The organism is Methylovirgula ligni (genome assembly GCF_004135935.1).
GTDB lineage: Bacteria > Pseudomonadota > Alphaproteobacteria > Rhizobiales > Beijerinckiaceae > Methylovirgula > Methylovirgula ligni.
On record NZ_CP025086.1, the window covers coordinates 2,069,218 to 2,089,809 of the forward strand.

The 20,592-nt window shown below is 58.6% G+C and carries 20 protein-coding genes; 13 read left to right on the top strand and 7 right to left on the bottom strand.

Going from position 1 to position 20,592, the window contains the following annotated elements; all coding sequences use genetic code 11:
- Window positions 1-2 precede the first annotated feature (2 nt).
- On the bottom strand, window positions 3-1,091 hold the full coding sequence (locus tag CWB41_RS09965; RefSeq protein ID WP_115836860.1) for a pyridoxal phosphate-dependent aminotransferase: 1,089 nt from the start codon (window positions 1,089-1,091) through the stop codon (window positions 3-5).
- Window positions 1,092-1,312: 221 nt separating this feature from the next.
- Between CWB41_RS09965 and CWB41_RS09970 the strand changes: the two genes are divergently transcribed.
- Window positions 1,313-1,795 carry a flavodoxin family protein gene (locus CWB41_RS09970; RefSeq protein ID WP_115836859.1) on the top strand — a complete coding sequence of 161 codons (483 nt, stop codon included), beginning with the start codon at window positions 1,313-1,315 and terminating at the stop codon, window positions 1,793-1,795.
- A 15-nt stretch (window positions 1,796-1,810) separates the two neighbouring features.
- Here the strand turns inward: CWB41_RS09970 and CWB41_RS09975 are convergent, their stop codons facing one another.
- From CWB41_RS09975 to CWB41_RS09990, 4 genes are all read right to left on the bottom strand, one after another.
- Window positions 1,811-2,647, bottom strand: coding sequence for a universal stress protein (locus tag CWB41_RS09975; protein ID WP_115836858.1), 837 nt, complete (start codon window positions 2,645-2,647; stop codon window positions 1,811-1,813).
- 82 nt (window positions 2,648-2,729) lie between these two features.
- The gene (locus CWB41_RS09980) at window positions 2,730-3,143 is read right to left on the bottom strand and encodes a DUF3775 domain-containing protein (protein WP_115836857.1); all 414 of its coding nucleotides are present in this window, start codon (window positions 3,141-3,143) and stop codon (window positions 2,730-2,732) included.
- A gap of 45 nt (window positions 3,144-3,188) precedes the next feature.
- The gene (locus tag CWB41_RS09985) at window positions 3,189-3,743 is read right to left on the bottom strand and encodes an HPF/RaiA family ribosome-associated protein (RefSeq protein ID WP_115836856.1); all 555 of its coding nucleotides are present in this window, start codon (window positions 3,741-3,743) and stop codon (window positions 3,189-3,191) included.
- Between the two features lie 38 nt (window positions 3,744-3,781).
- Window positions 3,782-4,450, bottom strand: a complete 669-nt coding sequence (locus tag CWB41_RS09990; protein ID WP_115836855.1) for a phosphoribosyltransferase — start codon at window positions 4,448-4,450, stop codon at window positions 3,782-3,784.
- A gap of 222 nt (window positions 4,451-4,672) precedes the next feature.
- Between CWB41_RS09990 and CWB41_RS09995 the strand changes: the two genes are divergently transcribed.
- The 3 genes from CWB41_RS09995 to CWB41_RS10005 all read left to right on the top strand — a co-directional run bounded on the left by CWB41_RS09995 (window position 4,673) and on the right by CWB41_RS10005 (window position 9,278).
- Window positions 4,673-5,710 (top strand): zinc-dependent alcohol dehydrogenase family protein, encoded by a 1,038-nt coding sequence (locus CWB41_RS09995; protein ID WP_115836854.1) that lies wholly within the window; start codon window positions 4,673-4,675, stop codon window positions 5,708-5,710.
- Between the two features lie 337 nt (window positions 5,711-6,047).
- Window positions 6,048-7,904, top strand: a complete 1,857-nt coding sequence (locus tag CWB41_RS10000; RefSeq protein ID WP_245441024.1) for a PQQ-dependent dehydrogenase, methanol/ethanol family — start codon at window positions 6,048-6,050, stop codon at window positions 7,902-7,904.
- 357 nt (window positions 7,905-8,261) lie between these two features.
- Window positions 8,262-9,278, top strand: coding sequence for a DUF1254 domain-containing protein (locus CWB41_RS10005; protein WP_115836852.1), 1,017 nt, complete (start codon window positions 8,262-8,264; stop codon window positions 9,276-9,278).
- 68 nt (window positions 9,279-9,346) lie between these two features.
- Here CWB41_RS10005 and CWB41_RS10010 read toward each other — a convergent pair whose 3' ends face one another.
- Together CWB41_RS10010 and CWB41_RS10015 are read right to left on the bottom strand one after the other, a co-directional pair.
- Window positions 9,347-9,742 (bottom strand): (R)-mandelonitrile lyase, encoded by a 396-nt coding sequence (locus CWB41_RS10010; RefSeq protein WP_115836851.1) that lies wholly within the window; start codon window positions 9,740-9,742, stop codon window positions 9,347-9,349.
- Window positions 9,743-9,968: 226 nt separating this feature from the next.
- Window positions 9,969-11,648, bottom strand: a complete 1,680-nt coding sequence (locus CWB41_RS10015) for an arylsulfatase (RefSeq protein ID WP_115836850.1) — start codon at window positions 11,646-11,648, stop codon at window positions 9,969-9,971.
- Between the two features lie 682 nt (window positions 11,649-12,330).
- Here CWB41_RS10015 and CWB41_RS10020 point away from each other — a divergent pair.
- From CWB41_RS10020 to CWB41_RS10060, 9 genes are all read left to right on the top strand, one after another.
- The gene (locus CWB41_RS10020) at window positions 12,331-13,143 is read left to right on the top strand and encodes an alpha/beta fold hydrolase (RefSeq protein WP_115836848.1); all 813 of its coding nucleotides are present in this window, start codon (window positions 12,331-12,333) and stop codon (window positions 13,141-13,143) included.
- A gap of 59 nt (window positions 13,144-13,202) precedes the next feature.
- On the top strand, window positions 13,203-14,330 hold the full coding sequence (locus tag CWB41_RS10025; RefSeq protein ID WP_165204235.1) for an FAD-dependent oxidoreductase: 1,128 nt from the start codon (window positions 13,203-13,205) through the stop codon (window positions 14,328-14,330).
- 51 nt (window positions 14,331-14,381) lie between these two features.
- Window positions 14,382-14,975 (top strand): amino acid synthesis family protein, encoded by a 594-nt coding sequence (locus tag CWB41_RS10030; RefSeq protein ID WP_115836847.1) that lies wholly within the window; start codon window positions 14,382-14,384, stop codon window positions 14,973-14,975.
- A gap of 40 nt (window positions 14,976-15,015) precedes the next feature.
- Window positions 15,016-15,474, top strand: coding sequence for a YbhB/YbcL family Raf kinase inhibitor-like protein (locus CWB41_RS10035; RefSeq protein WP_115836846.1), 459 nt, complete (start codon window positions 15,016-15,018; stop codon window positions 15,472-15,474).
- 68 nt (window positions 15,475-15,542) lie between these two features.
- Window positions 15,543-16,541 (top strand): substrate-binding domain-containing protein, encoded by a 999-nt coding sequence (locus tag CWB41_RS10040; protein WP_115836845.1) that lies wholly within the window; start codon window positions 15,543-15,545, stop codon window positions 16,539-16,541.
- A gap of 137 nt (window positions 16,542-16,678) precedes the next feature.
- Window positions 16,679-17,614, top strand: a complete 936-nt coding sequence (locus tag CWB41_RS10045) for an ABC transporter substrate-binding protein (protein ID WP_165204238.1) — start codon at window positions 16,679-16,681, stop codon at window positions 17,612-17,614.
- A gap of 3 nt (window positions 17,615-17,617) precedes the next feature.
- Entirely contained in the window at window positions 17,618-18,415 is a 798-nt protein-coding gene (locus CWB41_RS10050; RefSeq protein ID WP_115836843.1) for an ABC transporter ATP-binding protein, read from the top strand.
- Window positions 18,416-18,435: 20 nt separating this feature from the next.
- Window positions 18,436-19,290 carry an ABC transporter permease gene (locus tag CWB41_RS10055; RefSeq protein ID WP_115836842.1) on the top strand — a complete coding sequence of 285 codons (855 nt, stop codon included), beginning with the start codon at window positions 18,436-18,438 and terminating at the stop codon, window positions 19,288-19,290.
- Between the two features lie 210 nt (window positions 19,291-19,500).
- Window positions 19,501-20,301, top strand: a complete 801-nt coding sequence (locus tag CWB41_RS10060) for a GntR family transcriptional regulator (protein WP_129396460.1) — start codon at window positions 19,501-19,503, stop codon at window positions 20,299-20,301.
- Window positions 20,302-20,592: the final 291 nt, after the last annotated feature.

Consider the following 20,592-nt stretch of genomic DNA (forward strand, 5'->3'; position numbering starts at 1 on the left):
ATCTAGCGAAGCAGCGCGGCGACGGCCGCGCGCGCGGCGGCATTTTCCTCGGGCAGACCGATTGAGATGCGCACCCAGGTGTCGAGCGGCGGATAGGCGCGGCCGATGTCGATGCCCCGGGCGGACAGCGCCGCGGCGACCGCCTGATGTGGCCGGCCGGCATCGAAGAACACGAAATTTCCGTGTGAATCGGCGAAGCGCAGACCCCGCGCGCGGAAGAAGTCGTGCCACGCCTCGCGCTCGGCAGCGACCTTTGTTCGCACTGTTGCGGCGTAATCGGTATCGTTCAGGCTGGCGCGCGCCGCGACGAGGCTGAGCCGATTGAGATCATAGAAAGCGCCGATGCCGAGCTTCTGTAAGGATGCGGCGAGAGGCGCGGGCGCCAGCGTATAGCCGATGGCGAGACTCGCCAGCCCGTAGAATTTTGAAAAGGTGCGGAACACCGCGACATTCGCGCCGGCCCGCGTCAAGCCGACGACAGTGCGCGCGGCAAAGTCCGGCGTGAATTCAAGATAGGCTTCATCGACGATAACCAGCGTACGGCGTGAGAGATCGTGAACGCGCGCGATAAATTCCGCGGGGTCGCTGACCGTGCCGCTCGGATTGTGCGGATTGACGAGATAGATGACGCGGGTGTTGGCATTGACGCGGCGTGCGATGGCGTCGAGATCGTTTTGCAGCCGGTGATCGAGCGGCACGCCGACGACTTTCCCGCCTGTTGGCGCGACGGCGTCCACCAGAGCGCCATAGCCCGGCTCGGAATAGATGAATTCGCCGCCGGGACCGCCCGCGGCCGAAAGATAGAGGCCGAGCACGTCGAGGATTTCGCCAAGCACGATCTGCTGCGGCGCGATATTTTCGCGCGCGACGATCGCCTGCTTGAATTGTCCGATCTCATCGCCGGAATAGCGGCAGAGCCCGGAGAGATCCGCCTTGACCGCCGCGAGCGCCTGCGGCGAGGGGCCATAGGGGTTTTCGTTCAGCGACAGGCGAATGCGGTCGCTCGGCTTGCCGGCCGCCGTCGAAGGCAAGAGCGCGCCGCTGGCGGCGGTGGCGATCGAAAGCCATTCGCGGCGATTGAGATCCATCATCGGCGCGCATTCTGCCTTTAGCCTCAATGCGCTTCAAGGCGGCATTGCATTTCAAATTCCGCGAGCGTGAAGCAGAAAATTCTCCCGAAGCCGAGGGGACCGAATTTTCCGGATTCGAGATAGCGCTGCAGGGCTGGCGGCTCTAGTGTGCGAAACGCGGCGCTCGCGCGGGGTCAGGCCCCGGACGTGCGGGATCACGTCAAATTGGCTCGGAGGAACTCGTGACAAAAGTTCTCGTGGCCTATTACTCGCGGTTGGGCACAACCGAGGAGCTGGCGCGCCAGCTCGCGGCGCGACTTGGCGCCGAGATCGATACAATCAGGCTGCCTTCGCCGGTTTATGCGGGCCTTGCCGGATTTTGGCGCGGCATCTGGCACGCCTTGCGCCATCATCTGCCGGACATTGCCTGCGAACGCGATCCGGTCGGCTATGCGTTTCTGGTCGTTGGATCGCCGGTCTGGGCGGGGCGCCTGTCGGCTCCAGTTCGCGCCTATCTCGCACGCTTTGCGGATCACATAGGCCCGATCGCGGCGTTTTGGGTGTCGGGCAGCGGTCGCGCCTATCCCGGGCTCGCGCTTGAGATCGAGGAGCTGACGGACCGCGTGCCGCTTACGACCTCAAGCTTTGGCCGGCGCGAGGTTCTCGAAGGCACGGCCGGCGACAAGCTCGATGTATTGGCGCGGGACATTCGCGCGCATTTCTAAGCGCGCGCTCGCGGCTCAATGCGCCAGAAGCAATGGAATATCCGACTTCTCGATAATTTCTCGCGTCGCGCCGCCTAAAATCCACTCGCGCCAGCGCGAATGGCCATAAGCACCCATCACGATGAGGCCCGCGTTGATGGCATGGGCTTCGCGCAGCAGGATTTCGGGGACGGATTTCTGCTCCGAGCCGAGCGCGAGGACTTCGACATCCACGCCGTGATGCCTGAAATATTCGAGGATGCGCGGCGTCTCCGGCGCGTCCGCATCGGGGTCGATCGCGACCAGCCGGATATTGCGGGCGGCCTTCAGCAGCGGCAGCGCTTCGGAAATTGCGCGCGCGGCCTCACGCGTTGGCTTCCAGGCGATCAGAATGTTGTCGAGTTCCGGCGGCGTCCGGCTCGCGGCGGGGATGAGATAAATTCCGTGTCCGGATTCGAACATCACGGCCTCAACCAGCGAGTCCCAATAAAGAACCGGCTGGCGTTGATAAGGCACGCTCGCCATAAAGATATCCGCCCAATGCGCCTCTGCGACGCTGCGCCCAACCATCTGGCTCGCGCCGACGTCGAGCCGCAGCATCGTGCCGGGAACAGTTATTTTCGCCAGCTTTTGCGTGAGTTCGTGAATGGTGGCGTCGCCGGCCTTCCGCAATTGTTCCTCCGCCTCGATGATGGGCTCGATGGGCGCGAGGCCGGACTGTACGGCCAATACGTAGGCATATTCGGGAAGCGGATTTGTATAGAGGCCGACGATATGAGGGCCGCAAAGAAAGGATGCGAGCTTCGCGGCATGAGCAAGCCTTATGTCGTCTTCAACGCCTCCATCGAAATGCACCATAATCTCTTTGAGCATTTCCCTCTCCCTCGACCCTGCCGCAGGTAAGGGGAGGCCGGTTCGGACGCCGGTGCATTGATCCTTCTCAAGTGCCGGTGCTCTACTCCTCAGCCTCGTAGCCGAGCGCGTCCAAGCCCTCCTCGAGACAATCGCCAAGGTTTGGTATGCCCATCAGATAGCGCGCCGACTGGGGCCGGTGACGTTCACGGGCCAGATCGCGCGCCTCCTGCCAGGTGGTACGGTCGAAATCGCCGCGTCCGACCCAGGTCAAGGCGATCAAATCGACGCTCTCGTCTTCGTCGAGCCGGTTGATCGCCGCACGCAATTCCTGCCCTGTCGCGTCGTCCGAATAGTCTTCGAGGATTTCGCTTTCGTTGTCATCGGACGGGTTCGAGCCGGAGTGCGGCTCGGCGGGGGCGACCTTCTCGTCGAACTCGCGCGCCTTTTCGATGATCCAGCGCACTGTGTCGACGTTGATTTCAAGCTCGACCGGTTCCTGTTCTTCCCTGATCATGCGCGATCCTCACTTTGAATGTTTTCGTTTGAGCTCCGCCCGGTCTCACGCTGCCAGGCTGACGGTGCTCGCCTGCGGGCCCTTCTCGCCGGCTTCCTCGACGAAACGAACCTCCGCGCCGACCTTCAGGCGTTCGAAGGCGTCGTTCAATACGCTGTTGCGATGGAAATAGATTTCGCGGCCGTCGGAAGTTTCGATGAAGCCGTAGTCCTCGCCGGCGATTAGCTTGGTCACGCGGCCACGGTCCGGGTCCTCATCCTGTTTCACGTCACCGCGCATCCGGCGCGCGGCATCCTCAATCTGCCGCTGCGCGGCCGCGAAGGCATCGCGAATGGCGACGGAAATATGCTCGTGCTGATGGACGTTGCCGTGCGTCTTGTTGACGATGACGTCCTTATGCTCGGGCAGGGCGATGTGCAGATCGATTTTGAATAGGCCGCCCTGGCGATGATGCAGAAGATTCGGCGCAGTCACGGCGACGTTGCAGAACGTGATCCGATCGTAGAATTTCTCCAGGCGTTGTGCCTCCTTCTCGATCTCGGCGCGGATTTCTTCTGAGGGCTCGCAGTTGCGGAAGCTGATTTGAAGCGGCACTTGCATGTTTAGTTCCTCGGTAGGGGTCGGCTAGGTCAGCTGTTTTACAGGGCGCCAGCAGGCTTCGGCACTTGCGCATCCGCGGCGGCGAGCAGGCTGCGAACCTCCTCGTCCGAAACCTCATGGAAATCGGAATAATAAAATCCAACCGCGCCAAAAGACTCATAATTCTCAAGGCAGACGATCTCGTCGGCCTCGCTCCGAAGTTCTACAAGCGAATCTGTTGGAGCGACTGGCACGGCCAGGATCAACCGGCCTGGCTTCTGCTTACGAATGGAACGCAGAGCGGCGCGGGTGGTTGCACCGGTCGCGATTCCGTCGTCGACCACGATCACGGTGCGGCCCTGCAATTTCGGATGTGCGCGGCTGCCAACATAACGGGTACGCCGGCGCTTGATCTCGGCAAGTTCCTGCTTGCAGGCTGCATTGAAGGTGCTGTCCGAGACTTGCGCCGTGGCGATGACGTCTTCGTTGCGTACGACCAGCGGATCGGCGCCATCGACGATTGCGCCCATCGCCAGTTCGGGATGCTGCGGTACGCCGATCTTGCGGACGAGGATGAGGTCGAGCGGCGCGTTCAGTGCCCGCGCGACTTCAGCCGCGATGGAGACGCCGCCGCGCGGGAGCGCCAGAACGACAGGCTCATCCCCTCGGTGGAGCAATAGCGCCTGCGCGAGCCGATGGCCGGCCTCAGTGCGATCGCGGAACGGCATCGGCCATCTCCCAAGCTCAAGCTTCAAGAATCGCCGCGCTGAATTGTAAATACGAAATTCAGTTCGAGTACGAGGGTTACCGCCCGAGCCGCAACTTTCATTGATTTGGATCACACCCCTCGAAAATGCGGCTGCACGATCCAAACTGACGCAAATCAAGGCGTGACAACCCGCCGGCGGTTAACGGTCCACTTTGGATATTCCCTTTGAGGAGATCGAACCGTGAAAGCGCTCGTTTATGAAGGCCCGGGCCGGAAGGCACTGGAAGAGCGGCCGAAGCCGGAGATCAGGTCCGCGACCGACGCGATCGTAAAGATCGTAAAAACGACGATCTGCGGGACCGACTTGCACATTCTCAAGGGCGACGTGCCGACCTGCACGCCGGGGCGGATTCTCGGCCATGAAGGAACCGGCGTCGTCGTCGAAGTCGGCGCGGGCGTGACGACATTCCAGAAGGGCGATCGCGTCCTGATTTCGTGTATCACGGCCTGCGGACGCTGCGAATATTGCCGCCGGGGCATGTATTCGCATTGCACCACCGGCGGCTGGATACTCGGCAATGTGATCGATGGCACGCAGGCGGAATATGTGCGCATCCCCCATGCCGATACGAGCCTTTATCGGCTGCCGGAAAATCTCGACGAAGAGGCGCTCGTGATGTTGAGCGACATTCTTCCGACGGGGTTTGAATGTGGCGTTCTGAACGGGAAAGTCGCGCCGGGAAGCTCGATCGCCATCGTCGGCGCGGGACCGATCGGGCTCGCAGCGCTCCTGACCGCGCAATTCTATTCTCCCGCCGACATCATCGTGATCGATCTGGATCGCAATCGTCTGGACGTGGCCAAGAGATTTGGCGCCACCGCGACCGTCAATGCGTCAGAAGGCGATGCAGTCGCCGCGGTCATGAAGATCACCGAAAACCGGGGCGTCGATACGGCCATCGAGGCGGTTGGCGTGCCAGCCTCGTTCATCACCTGCGAGGATATTATCGCGCCGGGCGGCACGATCGCAAATATCGGCGTACATGGCGTCAAGGTCGATCTGCATCTCGAGCGGCTGTGGTCGCAGAATATCAGCATCACGACGCGGCTCGTCGATACCGTCACGACGCCCATGTTGCTGAAGACCGTGGCGTCCGGAAAACTCGACGCGAAGAAGCTCATTACGCATCATTTCACGCTCGATCACATCCTCGATGCCTATGAGACCTTCGGCAAGGCCGCGAGCACCCAGGCGCTGAAGGTCATTATCGCGGCGTGAGGCCGCAAGAACTTCAGACTCCTCGCGATTTTGTTCCCGGAGCGAGCGATATCCCGGCCTGAACGGGAATTATTCCTGTAGATTTCCGGATCGTTCCAATCATATTCCGGGATAAGGACAAAGCGATGCCGCTTCGATCCGGGCCGACTCAGGCCCTGGGTCGCTGACAAAATTAGCTTTCGCAAAAGGGTTTAGAAAGCCGGCTGGCTTTCGCGACTCACCTTCTCCGATTCTTGGCCATGCTTCCTCGCGCATCCCCAAAAGGTGCCGCGAATAGGAAGCGTGTTTGTTGTCAAGGCGCATATCGTTCGTATGGAGAATTGGAATGAAATTTGGAATGGCGTTATCCATCTGTGCCGGACTATGCGGTGCTTGGTTATATGCCGGGGCGGCCAATGCAGAAGATGCGCTGACGCTCGCGAAGAATCCTTCACTCTGGCCGGCCCCTGGGCACGATCTGGCGCTCACCCGCCATAGCGAACTGAAGCAGATCAACACGCTTAACGTTAAGCATCTGCAGCTCGCCTGGGATCAATCGACCGGCGCTCTGCGCGGCCACGAAGGCCAGCCGATCGTGGTCGATGTCGATGGCACACCGACACTGTTCCTCTTCAGCGCGTGGCCGAACATCGTTCAGGCGCTCGACCTCTCCGATCCGGATTATCCGAAGGAGATCTGGAACTACGTCAAGAAGACCGACCGTGATGAATCGGCCGTTCCACGCGCCTGCTGCGACACCGTCAACCGCGGTGGCTCTTACGGCGATGGCAAGGTCGTCTACCTGACCCTCGACGGCTGGCTGATCGCGCTCGACGCGAAGACCGGCAAAGAGGCCTGGGTCGTCAAGAACAACTATCCGGACAAGGGTGAAGACGGCACGCCGGCTCCGCTCATTGCCGATGGCAAGGTCTTCGTCGGCTTCGGCGGTGACGAATTCGCCGCTCGCGGCGCCTTCTCGGCCTATGATCTGAAGACCGGCAAGCTGCTGTGGAAGAAGTACAGCACCGGCACGGACGCCGACGTCGGCATCACCGCGGACACCAACAAGGCGCATCCGGAATACGGCCGGACCGGCGACCTCGGCGTCCACACCTTCCCCGAAGACAATAACTACAAGATCGGCGGCGGTGCGGCCTGGGGCTGGTACAGCTACGACCCGGAACTGCACTATGTCTATTATGGCACCGGCAACCCCGGCCTGTGGAGCCCTGGCTATCGCTGCGGCGAGAAGCCTTTGACCCAGGCAGGCTGCAACTCCGGCAAGTGGGACAATAAGTGGTCGCTGACCATTTTCGCCCGCAAGGCGGACACCGGCGAAGCGGTCTGGGCCTACCAGATGACGCCCTTCGACCAGTGGGACTATGACGGCATCAACGAGATGATTCTCGTCGATATTCCGAACGTCGACGGCAAGCCGCGCAAGGCTCTCGTCCACTTCGATCGTAACGGCTTTGCTTTCGTCCTTGACCGTACCGACGGCACGCTGCTGCGCGCCCACAAGTATGTGACGGCGAACTGGGCCGAGAAGTACGACCTGAAGACGGGCCGTCCGATCAAGGTGCCGGAGCATTCGCCGCTCGAAGTCGGCCGCAATACCCAGGCTTGCCCGTCGGCGATGGGCGGCAAGGATCAGCAGCCGGCTTCGGTCGATCCGAGCGATCCGACCAAGTTCTATGTGCCGACCAACAACTGGTGCATGGAAGATAACCCGCAGGTTCGGGCCTATCAGCAGCAGGGCACGGTCTATGTGTTCTCCAACGTCTATATGTATCCTGAGAAGCCCGGCGTGACCGGTCGTATCAAGAAGTTCGACGTTCTGACGGGTAAGGCCGATTGGGACATCCCGGATCCGTATCCGAACTGGGGTGGCACGCTGAACACCGCGGGAGGTCTTATGTTCTACGGCAGCCTTGGCGGTGACTTCCGCGCCGTCGATCGCAACACGGGCGCGATCCTGTGGCAGCGCAAGCTCGGCTCGGGCATCATCGGCAACCCGATCACCTACGAGGTCAAGGGCAAGCAATATGTGTCCGTGCTCTCGGGTATCGGCGGCTGGATTGGTCTGCCCGTCACCGCCGGCCTCGACCTGAGCGACAAGTTCGGTGCGATCGGCGCGACGGCCATGACCAAGGCCACTGGCCTTGCCATGATCCCGCAGGGCGGTATGCTCTCGACCTTCCGCATCTATCAATAAGCGGTCAGGTATAAACACAGATGGCGCCCGGACCGAGAGGACCGGGCGCCATTTGCGTTTCAGGTGTCAGGCGCGCTCAACCGAGCCGCTTAGGCGGCGGACGACCACTTGGGTCTGCCCTGTTCTTCGAACTGCGTCTTGAAGTCGTCGAAGCCGAGCGTCACGATCGGCTGCTGGTTCTCGTCGAGGAATTCGTAGAGGGGGCTTTCGACATTGCGATTGCTGAAAAAGACGATGGCATCTTCCTCGAAGCGCGCCCCGTAAACCTACGGCAAAATTCAGCGTACCTTACAATAAGGCGCAGACAGATTATAATCCCATCGTTTGCCCGGCTATACAACGGTGTGGAGTGCAACGATGAAGCGCATAATTCTCGCAGTCGTCTCATACGGCTTTGCCGCGTGTTGCGCGCAGGCGCAAAACGCGATCCCCGTCACGCCGGATAATTTCGTCCGCGCCGAAACCGATATGTATTTTGCCAATCTCGTGCGGGATGGCTCGTTTGGAAAGTTCGATCATATCCGCGAGCCAGCCTCAATAGACAACCAGGCCATCATCCGGCTGAATCGTGATACGCTTTATTCCTCCGCTGTCTTCGATCTCGATGCCGGACCGGTGACCATAATTTTTCCTGACGCCGGGAAGCGTTTCATGTCGTTGCAAGTGCTCGACGAAGACCAGTATACACACGGGGTCATATATAGACCGGGAAGCTACACATTCGATCGCAAGGGGATTGGCACGCGCTATGTAGGGTTTTTGGTGCGCACGCTGGTCGATCCAAACAGCCCCAAAGACATAGAGGCGGTTCATTCGCTTCAGGACAAACTCCACGCAAGCCAAAAGAGTCCCGGCAAATTCGAGGTGCCGGACTGGGACAAGGCCAGCCAGGCCAAAGTTCGCGAAGCGCTGCTTATTCTGGCTTCGACGACGAAAAGCCTCAACGGGGCTTTCGGAGCAAAAGGAGAAGTCGATCCTGTTCATCGATTGATTGGCGCGGCTGCGGGGTGGGGCGGAAATCCTGACAAGAACGCGGTCTATGTCGGCGGCAGCCCGGACAGAAATGACGGCACGACCATCTATAGACTTGAGGTGAAGAAAGGTGTTCCGGTCGATGGCTTCTGGTCGATAAGCGTCTACAACGCCGCGGGCTATTTTGAGAAGAATCCATTTAACGCTTATTCGCTGAATGACATCACCGCGACGAAAGACTCCGACGGATCAGTTCTGGTGCAATTCGGCGGATGCGACGGCAAAATTCCGAATTGTCTGCCGATAACGAAAGGCTGGAATTACATCGTGCGGCTCTATCGTCCGCGCTCAGAAATTCTGGACGGAAGCTGGAAGTTTCCGCAGCCGCAGCCGGTGCAATAGGTAGGACCGGCGCAGCAGATATATCGTGCCGCTGCCGGACGATTGCGGGCAGAAGAGGCGTGGGCGATTCACCTTCTGTATTGCGTTTCGCTCACCTGTTCCATCCAGGTGACGACTTCGCCGTTAAGCGCTTCCTGGATGGCGATGTGGGTCATCGCGCCGGCCGGCGCCGCGCCGTGCCAGTGTTTTTCGCCGGGCGCGAACCACACGACATCGCCGGGACGAATCTCCTCGATTGGGCCGCCCTCACGCTGCGCCCATCCCAGCCCGGCGGTCACGATCAATGTCTGGCCGAGTGGATGCGTGTGCCATGCCGTGCGCGCGCCCGGCTCGAACGTCACGCTGGCGGCGCGGACCGCTGCCGGCGCCGGCGCCTGAACAAGCGGCTCGATACTCACAGAGCCGGTAAAATAGTCGGCAGAGCCCTTGGTGAGCGCGCGCGATCCATGTTGGGTGATTTCCACTGTCTTCCCCGATGAGTTCGCCGGTTGTTGTCGTTCGCGACACCATTGGTCCAATCCGGCCATTGCCGTAGTGTCGTGTGATGTCATCGCCGACTATGGTGGCCGAAGAATGTCTCTCACGTGGCTCGTCGGCTATTGGACGCGTTGGACCGCCGACAGCCGGTAGGTGACGGCGATCATCGCAAAGTGGTCAGCCGGCAGAGCCGGCTGACTTTGTGATCAACTGTCAGTCGTCGGTCGGTTGTTTGAGATTATCCATGATCTGATCGAGATTGAAGCTCTGCGGCTTCTGTCGCGGCGGATAGTCTTGAAGCGATTGAGCAAATGCGCCGGCTATGGCCTGGCCACCGTACAGTAGATACGCCTTGTGGATCGTCCAGGCGTAATAGGAATTCGACGTGATCTCGGCTCGCTCATAAGGATCCATGCGTAGATTGAAAAACAACGGGAACCGCCGCGCCGTGAAAGGCTCGCCCCATACATCGAGGGTGCCAGGAGTCTTTTGCTCGAAGAACACGAGTTTCCAATTATTGAACCGAATCGCAACGAGTTGCCCGTCATCGTTGAAGTAAATGAAGGCTTTCCGTTCGGAATTCGGTTGCTGCCCGGTGAGATAAGCAAGTTGATTATAACCGTCGAGATGAACCTTGTACGTCCGATCACCGATCGTCCATCCGCTTAGCAGCCTGTCTTTTACGCTCGTATCCCCGGCGAGCGCGAGTAAGGTCGGGAACCAGTCGTGACTGCCGAAAATATCGTTCGCAATACTTCCGGGTTTTATATGTCCTGGCCAACGCACCATCGCTGGCACACGATACGCGCCTTCCCAATTGGTGTTCTTCTCGCTGCGGAACGGCGTCATCGCACCATCCGGCCACGAGTTCATGTGGGGACCATTGTCAGTCGTATAGAGGACGATTGTATCGTCGGTGATGCCGAGGTCATCAAGCACCTTGAGTAACTTTCCAACATCGCCATCGTGCTCGATCATCCCATCGGCATATTCATTGTCAGGCATGCCGCTCTGGCCACGCATTGATGCACGAACATGCGTGTAAAGATGCATACGCGTCGTGTTCATCCAGCAGAAGAACGGTTTGCCAGCTTTGACCTGTCGTTGGATGAAGTCAATCGCTGCACTCGTTGTTTCATCGTCGATCGTTTCCATGCGCTTTTTCGTGAGCGGACCAGTGTCCTCGATCGTCTGCTTGCCGACGCGGCCGAAGCGCGAATCGACAGTTGGGTCGTCGGTTTCGCTGGCTTTGCACCTCAAAACGCCGCGTGGCCCGAATTTGGCGCGAAAAGCCGGATCCTTTGGATAGTCTGGATCCTCAGGATCTTCCTCCGCGTTCAGGTGATAGAGATTGCCGAAGAATTCATCGAAGCCGTGCACCGTCGGTAGAAATTCGTTGCGATCGCCGAGATGATTCTTGCCGTATTGGCCAGTGGCGTAGCCAAGCGGCTTCAACGCTTCGGCGATGGTGATGTCTTCGGGCTGCAGCCCGACCGTCGCGCCAGGAATCCCGACCTTGGATAGTCCCGTGCGGATCACCGATTGTCCGGTGATGAAGGACGAGCGACCGGCGGTGCAGCTTTGCTCGGCGTAATAGTCCGTGAACATCAAGCCTTCTTTGGCGATCCGATCGATGTTGGGCGTCCGATAGCCCATCAATCCGAACGTATAGGCGCTGATGTCGGACTGGCCGATGTCATCACCGAAGATGACGAGTATGTTGGACTTTTTGCCGGACGCAGGCGATGTCGACTTCTCATCTTCCGCCCGCACAAATTGCGGCGCGATCGCAGACGTGGCAGCTAATACGGTACCGGAAAGCAGAATTCTTCTTCGGCTCATTCCGCGCTTGTGTTCGTGCTTTTTATCAAAATTATCGTCGTTGGAATTCATGGCATGGCTCCCGTTTTCTTCAGCATACAAGAGTCCGAGATGTCGTTGACACATCGCGCGCCTAATTGAGCGCGCCTAACGTTCCATCAAGCTATGACAACGTTGCTGACTGTTTTTGATTTTGCGTTGCCAAAGACCGAACAATGCGTCGAGCATATGCCAACAGAGGCTTCGCGACCATTTTGTTCGGGGATTTAGTTTCGTTAATGAAGCTGGATATTGCCACGCAGAAGCTCGGGGGCAATCAGCCCGTTCTCTATTGGGCGAGCTTAATTCGCTTGCTGTGTAACGCGATCGCCACGCGCGTTCTTAAAAATAGGAAACCGCATTGTTGCATTGCGATTTTGGTAGCGCGCCGGAACCAGCCTGATCGGCGGCGCAGGGCAGGGCGGCTGAACAGCCCCGACTATTGATGCGCTTTGGCCGCCCGCAACTGGCCCAAAAAACTTCGAGCGGGCTCTTTGCACGTAAGTTACGTCCCCAGAGCCCCTGAAATTTCGCCCGTGCGGCGGGACTCTACCCCCGTTGTTCACAAATTCGGGAGCCGCCACGGCGCCTGCCCGAGAAACCGAGAAAGAGAAGTTGACGCGGAGCTATGGCGCATGATTGTATTACGGTCATACCGAATATTGAATACCGTATGAGACGCGGACGTACGGCAAAAGCCTTCTTTGGAGTAAATATGTCGTTGAAAACGCATAAGAAAAAGGCGGGAGGGGTTACGCTCAATCTACGCGAGGCAGGCCAAGGACAGCTCATGGTTTTCCTGCATGGCATCTCCGCCAATGCATCGGTCTGGGATCCGATCCTGTATTCCTTGCAGGAGTCGTACCATGTGATCGCGGTTGATCAGCGCGGTCACGGTCTCAGTGACAAGCCGAGCAAAGGCTATCAGGGTCAGGATTTTGCTTCCGATATTCTTCGTCTCATAGAAGCGACCTCCAGCGGTCCGGCGATCATCGTCGGCCATTCGCTCGGCGCGCGGAATGGAGTCGTCGCCGCGGCGATGCAAAAAGAGTTGGTTGCTGGCGTCGTTGCTGTCGAATTCACGCCTTTCATCGAGCCTATCGTTCTCGACACGCTCAAAAAGCGCGTGATCGGCGGGAATCGTACCTTTGCATCGAAGGACGAGATCGTCAGCTATCTGTCGGAACGCTATCCGCTCATGCCGCCCGATGCTATCGAACGGCGCTCGACCTACGGCTACGTCGAGCGTAACGGAGTGTTTCATCCGCTGGCCGATCCAAGCGGCATGGCGGCGACGGCCGCCGGATTGCGCGAAGATTTCGAGCCGGCGGTCCGGGTTGTTGACCGGCCCATACTGCTCGTCCGGGGGAAGGAGAGCAAGCTCGTCTCGCAGATGGCCTTCGAGCGTACGCAGCATCTGCGGCCCGACTTCAAAAGCCTGATCGTGCCGGATACCGATCACTACGTCCCCGAGGAAGCACCCGCGACAATGGCAAAAGCCATTCGCGAATTTGCGCAGACTATTTGAGCCGGGGCTCAGTCATTAAGCCGGGCCGCGAGGCCTCCAAGGTTTGGAAAGGAAAATAGATGCCGCAAGTTCAGTCCAGCACCAAGGCCAAGGCGCCTCACGCGGAAATCGCTGGCGCCGGCTATGTCGGCCTCACTGCGGCGACGGCGCTCCGGCAACGGGGTTGGACGGTTCGCGTGCACGAAAAGAGCCCCGAGCTCCGTCAATTCGGCGCGGGCATTTTCCTCTGGGAAAATGGTTTGAGAGTCCTCGAGAAAACGGGTGCGGCGGCCGACGTCTTCGCGAACTCCGTTCAGCCGCCCGTCTACGAGACGAGATTCCAGCACAAGACGGTATCCAAGGAGACGTTCGGGCCCATTCGTTGGCGGACCATGACGCGGCAAAATCTATATAGCGCTGTTCTCGAAGCCGCCAGGCGCGCCGGTGTTGAGATCGTTGTCAATTCGGAAGTCGTTTCGGCCGATCCGGAAGGCGCGATCCAGCTTGCTTCGGGTGAGGTACTGAAAGCGGATCTCGTCCTTGGTGCCGATGGCGTGGGGTCGAAGGTCAGGGATTCCCTCGGGTTCAAGCAGACTCGCACAAAATCGCGCGATGGCATTACGCGTTTGCTCGTGCCGCGCAAAAAGGCCGAACTCGGCCCCGGCGAGTGGGACAACGTCATCGATTTCTGGAACTTGGAGCCGCGTGTTCTGCGCATACTTTACGTGCCGTGCGACGAGAAGAATCTCTACGTCGCGTTCATGGCACCGCGTGAGGACACGCAAGGTTCGCGCGTTCCGCTCGACGGCGATCTTTGGGCCGAGAATTTCCCCGAGTTAAGGCCCGTCATCGAGGAAGCGGCGAAGCTGGCCGGCCGTTACGATGGCTATGAAACGACTGTCCTTGAAAAATGGACGACCGGAAAAGTGGCCTTGATCGGCGATGCCGCCAACGCGATGTGTCCCGCGCTCGCGCAAGGTGCCGGCTGCGGCATGATGAACGCCTATAGTTTGGCCGTAGCTGTCAGCGGCGCGCAAGATCTCGAGAAAGCCCTGCGGGATTGGCAGGAGCGGGAAAGGCCGACCACGGATCGGTGCCAGGAACGCTCCGCTTATTTCGCGGCAAGCAGGAGCATGTCGAAGGGCAATCAATTTACGCCGACGATGCTGGAAACGGCGATGTACGACGTGACGGGATCACGTGGGTGAGCGGCCGAGCGTGACGTCAGCACGTATGAGAAACGATTCAATGGGGCACCAATGACAACGACCTATAAGACGGCGATTGAGGGTTATGAAATTCGAGCCTGGTACGATTTCGTCCAGGAGATCGAACATGAAGGCGGGGCGCCTGGGAATGCCTCGCTGATCAAAGCAGCGACCGCGGTCGTCATTCGCAATCCCTTCGCCGATCATTATGTTGCGGATCTTTCGAAGCTGATCGGGCCGAGCGCGGAGCTCGGCCGCGAACTCGGCCGGCGCGCTGCAGGACTCCTCAAGGGCAGGCCTGTCGAAAGCTATGGAAAAGGCGGCATCGCCGGAACTGCTGGCGAACAAGAGCATGTCGTTGCCTGCATCACTACGATTTTCGGCGATGCGTTCCGGGCGGCGGTCGGCGGCGGCAAGGCGTGGATCTCATCGGTCAGCAAGACAGGCGCGGCCGGCACGATGATCGACATACCGCTTGCCTACAAGGACGAACTCTACGTGCGTTCGCACTACGACGCGATCTCGCTTGTGGCGCCGGATGCGCCGCGTCCCAACGAACTGCTGATCTGTGTCGGTGTGGCGACGGGCGGCCGCATCCATCAGCGTGTCGGCGGAAAAACAAAGGCCGAGGTGCTCCAGTCCTGAGCGCGACAGAGCATCTGTCATCATTCCGAGGGGAAGTTTTATGGGTCTCAACATAAAAGACTTGCGGGTTTCGAGTCCGTTTTTCAAGAACGGCGGGGCGCTCGCCGACAAATATTCGATGGACAAAGGCAATGTCGCGCCGCCCTTGGTGATAACCGGCGTGCCGCGCGAGGCCGTGGAACTCGCTGTCATTTGCCACGATCCCGATGCGCCGCTTCCCAATGGCTACACTCACTGGGTGCTCTACGGCGTCCCGCCGACGGTGAGCGAGTTGGCCAGCGATGCCGACAAGCGCTTCCGCCCCGGTCCCAATAGCAACGGCAATTATCACTACGATGGTCCCCAGCCGCCTCCGGGCCATGGGCTGCACCATTATTATTTCTGGGTCTACGCCCTTGATACGCCGGTTTCGGGTACGCCGACGCGAGCGGAGTTCCTTGCCACATATGCCAATCACATCGTCGAACAGAACCGGATTATCGGGACTTACGAACAATAATACGAGCCCGAAGGGCCCGATCACAAATCATATGGCTCCGGCCAATACCATGATGGGGATTTTTCAGAATGAGTCTGCTGAATGTGACGTTCGCCTGCAATCGATATGACCGCACCACGCCGCTTGCGGATGGGACGGTCAAGCCGCGGGGGATTGACCTTAACGTGTTGCTCCTGGGCGGCGTCGAGCAAGTCTTCTGGCGCATGCTGATGCACCAGGAATTCGACGCATCGGAAATGTCGCTGTCGTCCTATCTGATGATGCGCGATCGGGGCCAGGACGATTTGATCGCCATTCCCGTCTTTCTGTCGCGTGTTTTCCGTCATTCCTGCATTTTCGTCCGCGAAGACTCGAAGCTCGAAGATCCGAAGCAATTGATCGGCGCGACCGTGGGCGTCCCCGAATATCAGATGACCGCTGCGGTCTGGGCCAAGGCCATCCTTCTCGACGAATATGGCGTGCACCCGCGCGATATCATCTGGCGCAATGGCGGCCTCGACCAGCCTGGCCGTATCGAAAAGCTGAAGCTCGATCTGCCTGCCGACATCCGTATTAGCTACATTCCGGCCGAAGAAACGCTTAACCAGCAGCTTCTTGATGGCAAGATCGATGCGCTGGTTACGGCGCGTCCGCCGAGCTCATTCCTCGACGGCACGAACCGTGTCCGCCGCCTTATCCGCAATCACCGCGAGGTCGAGGCGGAATATTACCTGCGCACGAAGATTTTCCCGCCGATGCACACCGTCGTCATCAAGCGCAAGCTCTACGAAGCCAATCGCTGGATGGCCATGAGTCTGTTCGAGGCGTTCCAGGAAACGCTGACGCTCTGCGATCCGCTCAAGATGTTCGACGGACATCTGCGCTATTCGCTGCCCTTCCTTCCGGCCTGGATCGAGGAGCTGCAGACGAAGTTCGGCGGCATCGAAATGTGGAAATACGGTTTCGAACCGAACCGCAAAACGCTTGAGACTCTGGTCCGCAATCAGAAAGAGCAGGGCCTCGTGAAGAACGACCTGCGTCTCGAGGATATGTTTGCGCCGGAAACACTCGATTCGTATCGAAACTAATTAGGGACAGGCCACGGTCAAACAGGGCAATTGCATAACTCCAGAGAAGGGGCGTCGATATGTTTATGCGACTGAGGACAATCGCGGCTTTTGCTGCTTTGATGACTGTGACCTGTACCCCTCCGGACGATGCAGCTATGGCGGCATCGGACGACGCTGGCAAACCCTTGCGTCAACTGACCGTCAAGCTTGATTACACGCCCATTTGGGGATTTATGCTTCCCATCATCGTAGCCGAGAGCAAAGGCTATTATCGCGACGTCGGACTCCAGGTCGACATAAATGAAGGTTCTGATTCCACGTCGACAATCGGTGCTGTCGATGGCGGCCACGCCGATATCGGGTTTGCCGACGCGGGGCAGGCAGCTCTCGCGATCAGCAAGGGCGCCAAAGTCAAAATCATAGCCAGTTATCTGCAGAAGACCCAAGGCGTCGTCATTTCGTACGCCGCCTTGGGAATCAAGAAGCCATCGGATCTCAAAGGTAAAACTGTTGCGTTGACGAACGGCTCATCGTCGGCGTCGTTGCTTCTGGCAATGCTGGCGCTGTCCAACGTCCCGCTGGACGAAATTCAAACCAAGGCCATCGCCTCGGCGGCGAAAGTTCCCGCCCTTCTCCAGGGACAGGTGCAGGCGGTGACGGGCTTTGCGACAGCCGAATGTATTCAAGCGCAGATGCTGGCGAAGGAAGCCGTCTCCTGTCTACCGATGGGCAATTTCGGCGTCACTGCGCTTGGCGAAAGTCTCATCGCGAGCGACAGCCTCATTGCCAGCGATCCGCAGCTTCTGAAGAAATTCGTGCAGGCGACAAACCGCGGATGGGCGGACGCCTTAAAGGATCCCGCCGCGGCAGCGGAGGCCGGCGTGGCTATGTTCCCGCTCGCCAATGTGAACTTGCTCAGAAAGCAGCTTGGCGCCGTGGTCCCTTATTTGCACACTGCCGCAACGGCGGGTAAGCCACCGGGCTACATGGCAGATTCAGATTGGGTGCAGACCTTGGGATTTCTCCGCAAATATCGAAGCATGAAATCGACCGCGCCGACATCTAGCTTTTATCTCAACGTCCTGGAGTGAGCCGTGAGCGCGGCGATTATAAGAGTCAGCGACCTGACCAAAAAATATTCCCGCGCGGCTCGGGAGGACGCTCTCGCCGTTACGGAGGTGAATTTTGATGTCGTGCCCGGCGAGTTCATTTCGCTGCTCGGTCCTTCGGGGTGCGGTAAAAGCACGGTGCTCAACTGCATCGCCGGGCTTGTGGCACCGACGCAGGGCTATGTCGAAGTCGCGGGCGAGCGCGTAAAATCACCGTCGAAATCTCTCGGCGTGGCCTTTCAAGAACCGCTTCTTATGGATTGGCGAACATCGCTCGACAATGTGATGTTGCAACTCGAGATGCGGGGAAAGACCACGCCGGAGCAAAAGGCCGAAGCTCGGCGACTTCTTGCATCCGTTGGGCTCTCTGCTTTCGAAAATGCTTATCCATGGCAGCTATCGGGCGGTATGAAACAACGCGTCGCTCTCTGTCGAGCGATGGTTCACGATCCAGCGGTATTGCTGCTTGACGAACCTTTCGGCGCGCTCGATGTCTTTACGCGTGACCAGCTTAATCTCGACATTTCACGGTTGGCGCGGAGCGCCGGCAAGACAGTTGTGCTTGTGACGCACAGCGTACCCGAAGCTATTTTTCTTTCCGACCGGATATTGGTCATGACTCCACGTCCTGGGAAAGTGGTCGAGGATATCCGCGTTACACTTGATGACCGGACATCGCTCGACGTCCGTGGGAGCGCTGCTTTCGCGTCGTACGAGCGGCAGCTGTACGCTCTCTTCGAAGCTGAGGGCGTGCTTGGAAATCAGGCGATGTACCGGCATTGATCTGAGCGGGAGAAATTCAAATGGAGGCTGCCGAGGGCATGGTGCTAAGGGACCCGTCTAAGACGGAAGATCGGAGTCACCCGAAAATATGGGGGCGTGGATATATCAGCAAAATTCTCTATCCCCTTGTGACCTTCGCCGCGCTTTTGATCGCATGGCAGGCGTTCGTTTCGATTTCCGGGATCGCAAGTTATGTTTTCCCTGGTCCCATTGACGTCATTAAGGCGGCCATCGAAATCGGACCGATGATGATCGTCCAGACCGTGCCGACTTTGTTCGAGATTATCTGCGGCTTCGTGCTTGCGGTTTTGGTCGGCGTTCCGCTTGGAATCCTGGTCGCGGCGTTTCGCCCGTTCGAACGGAGCATGTACCCCTTTATCGTGGGCTTTCAGGGCATTCCCAAGGTCGCGCTGGCACCTATTTTCATCGTCTGGTTTGGCTTCGGCTACACACCGAAGATATTGCTTGCGCTTTTGCTTGCCTTCTTTCCGGTCATGATTGACACCCTCGCGGGCATTCGCTCGATAAATCCCTCCTACGAGAATCTTGGACGCTCGATGCAGGGGAGCCGGCGCTCTATCTACCTGAAGATTTTTCTGCCTTTGGCGCTCCCGCAAATTTTCGCAGGCTGTAAGGTCGCGATGTCGCTCGCGATCATCGGTGCAATCGTGGGGGAGCTAATGGGGGCAAATAATGGCCTCGGAGGTATCCTCCTGTCGGCCACCGGCCAATTGCAAATGGATCGCGCGTTCGTCGTTATCATTTGGCTCGGTATCCTAAGCGTCCCGCTCGTTGGACTGGTCTCTTTGATAGAGCGGCTTGTCATACCTTGGGCTCCGCACAATCGGACACCGCATGCGACGCGTCCGGCATGAGTTAGAAGCGTCTTGAAAAAAAGTATCTGCCTTGTAAGTGGGCTGGAGTCGGGCGCTGACACACTGGCTGTCATTGCCTCGCAAAGGGCGTTGTCGGTGGCTTCGGTGTCATGAGTCGACCGCGTCCTTTTCAGATCGCTTTAGATGATGCGGTAGTGGACCCGGAGTTCCAAGACGTTTCTTACTCAACCTGCACGGCGATAAGGCATCGTGACGATTTATGCGACAATGAAGGATATGCCGACGCCGCGTTCTAATGACGAATCCCTCCATGTTACGCCGATCGCCGCGCCGGTCCGCGCGCAAGTCGTAGCGAATCTTCGCAGCGCTATTTTAAGCGGCCGTTTCGCACCAGGAGAGAGATTGATCGAAGCATTGTTGTGCGAAATGCTTCAGGTCAGTCGGACATCTTTACGCGAGGCGTTGAGGCAACTCGAAGCCGAGCGGCTCATCACGATTAAGCCCTTCAAGGGACCAGCGGTCGCAATTATGACCGTCGATGACGCGAAGCAAATCTATGAGGCGCGCGCATTATTAGAGGGCCATGCAGCCAAACTTTTCGCAGATCGCGCCACGCAGCACGACGTTGAAAATATGCAACAGGCCCTCGAGAAATTTGAGGCGGCGGACAAAGCGGGCAACGCCCTTGAGCGAATTGCCTGCACCGACGAATTTTATGATGTCATTCTGCGCGGATGCGGCAACAGGATGATTATGGAGTTGCTGGAAGGACTGCACGCGCGCGTGAACTTTCTCAGATATAGATCGATGTCATCTCCATCGCGGGCAAATGAGAGCGCGAAGGAGATGCGGGCGATGCTGACAGCGATCAAAGCGAAGTCTCCGGCGGAAGCTGCACAGGCCGCGCGCAGCCATATCCGGCACGCTAGAGCCGCGGCTCTCAAAATATTGGAAAAGCAAGAGAGCCCTTCTGAAGGTGTCAGCGGTGGCGTTCACCCGTATCGCGGCGGCATACTTGAGCCGGCGCCGAAAAGGCTCCGGAAGGGGTGATGGTCGCCCACGCTCTTGTTTCAGAACGAACGCAGCCGTCGCGCCATCGGGATGGCACGCATATGGCCACGTCCGCGCGTAACCTTGCGGGTGTCGCTTCCAGACCGTTTTTGAGTATGGCGGCCTTGGTCTGAAATTCCACTATAATTCGCGGTTCGGCCTAATTCTTGCGAGAGTTTGGACGTCAACCTGTCTAAGCAACGCAGGCATCTCGCCGAAGAGTGAGATTCTGTGTCGCTTGACACATTATCGCGGGTGGGATTATGGTATACCATCAGACATATTATAATA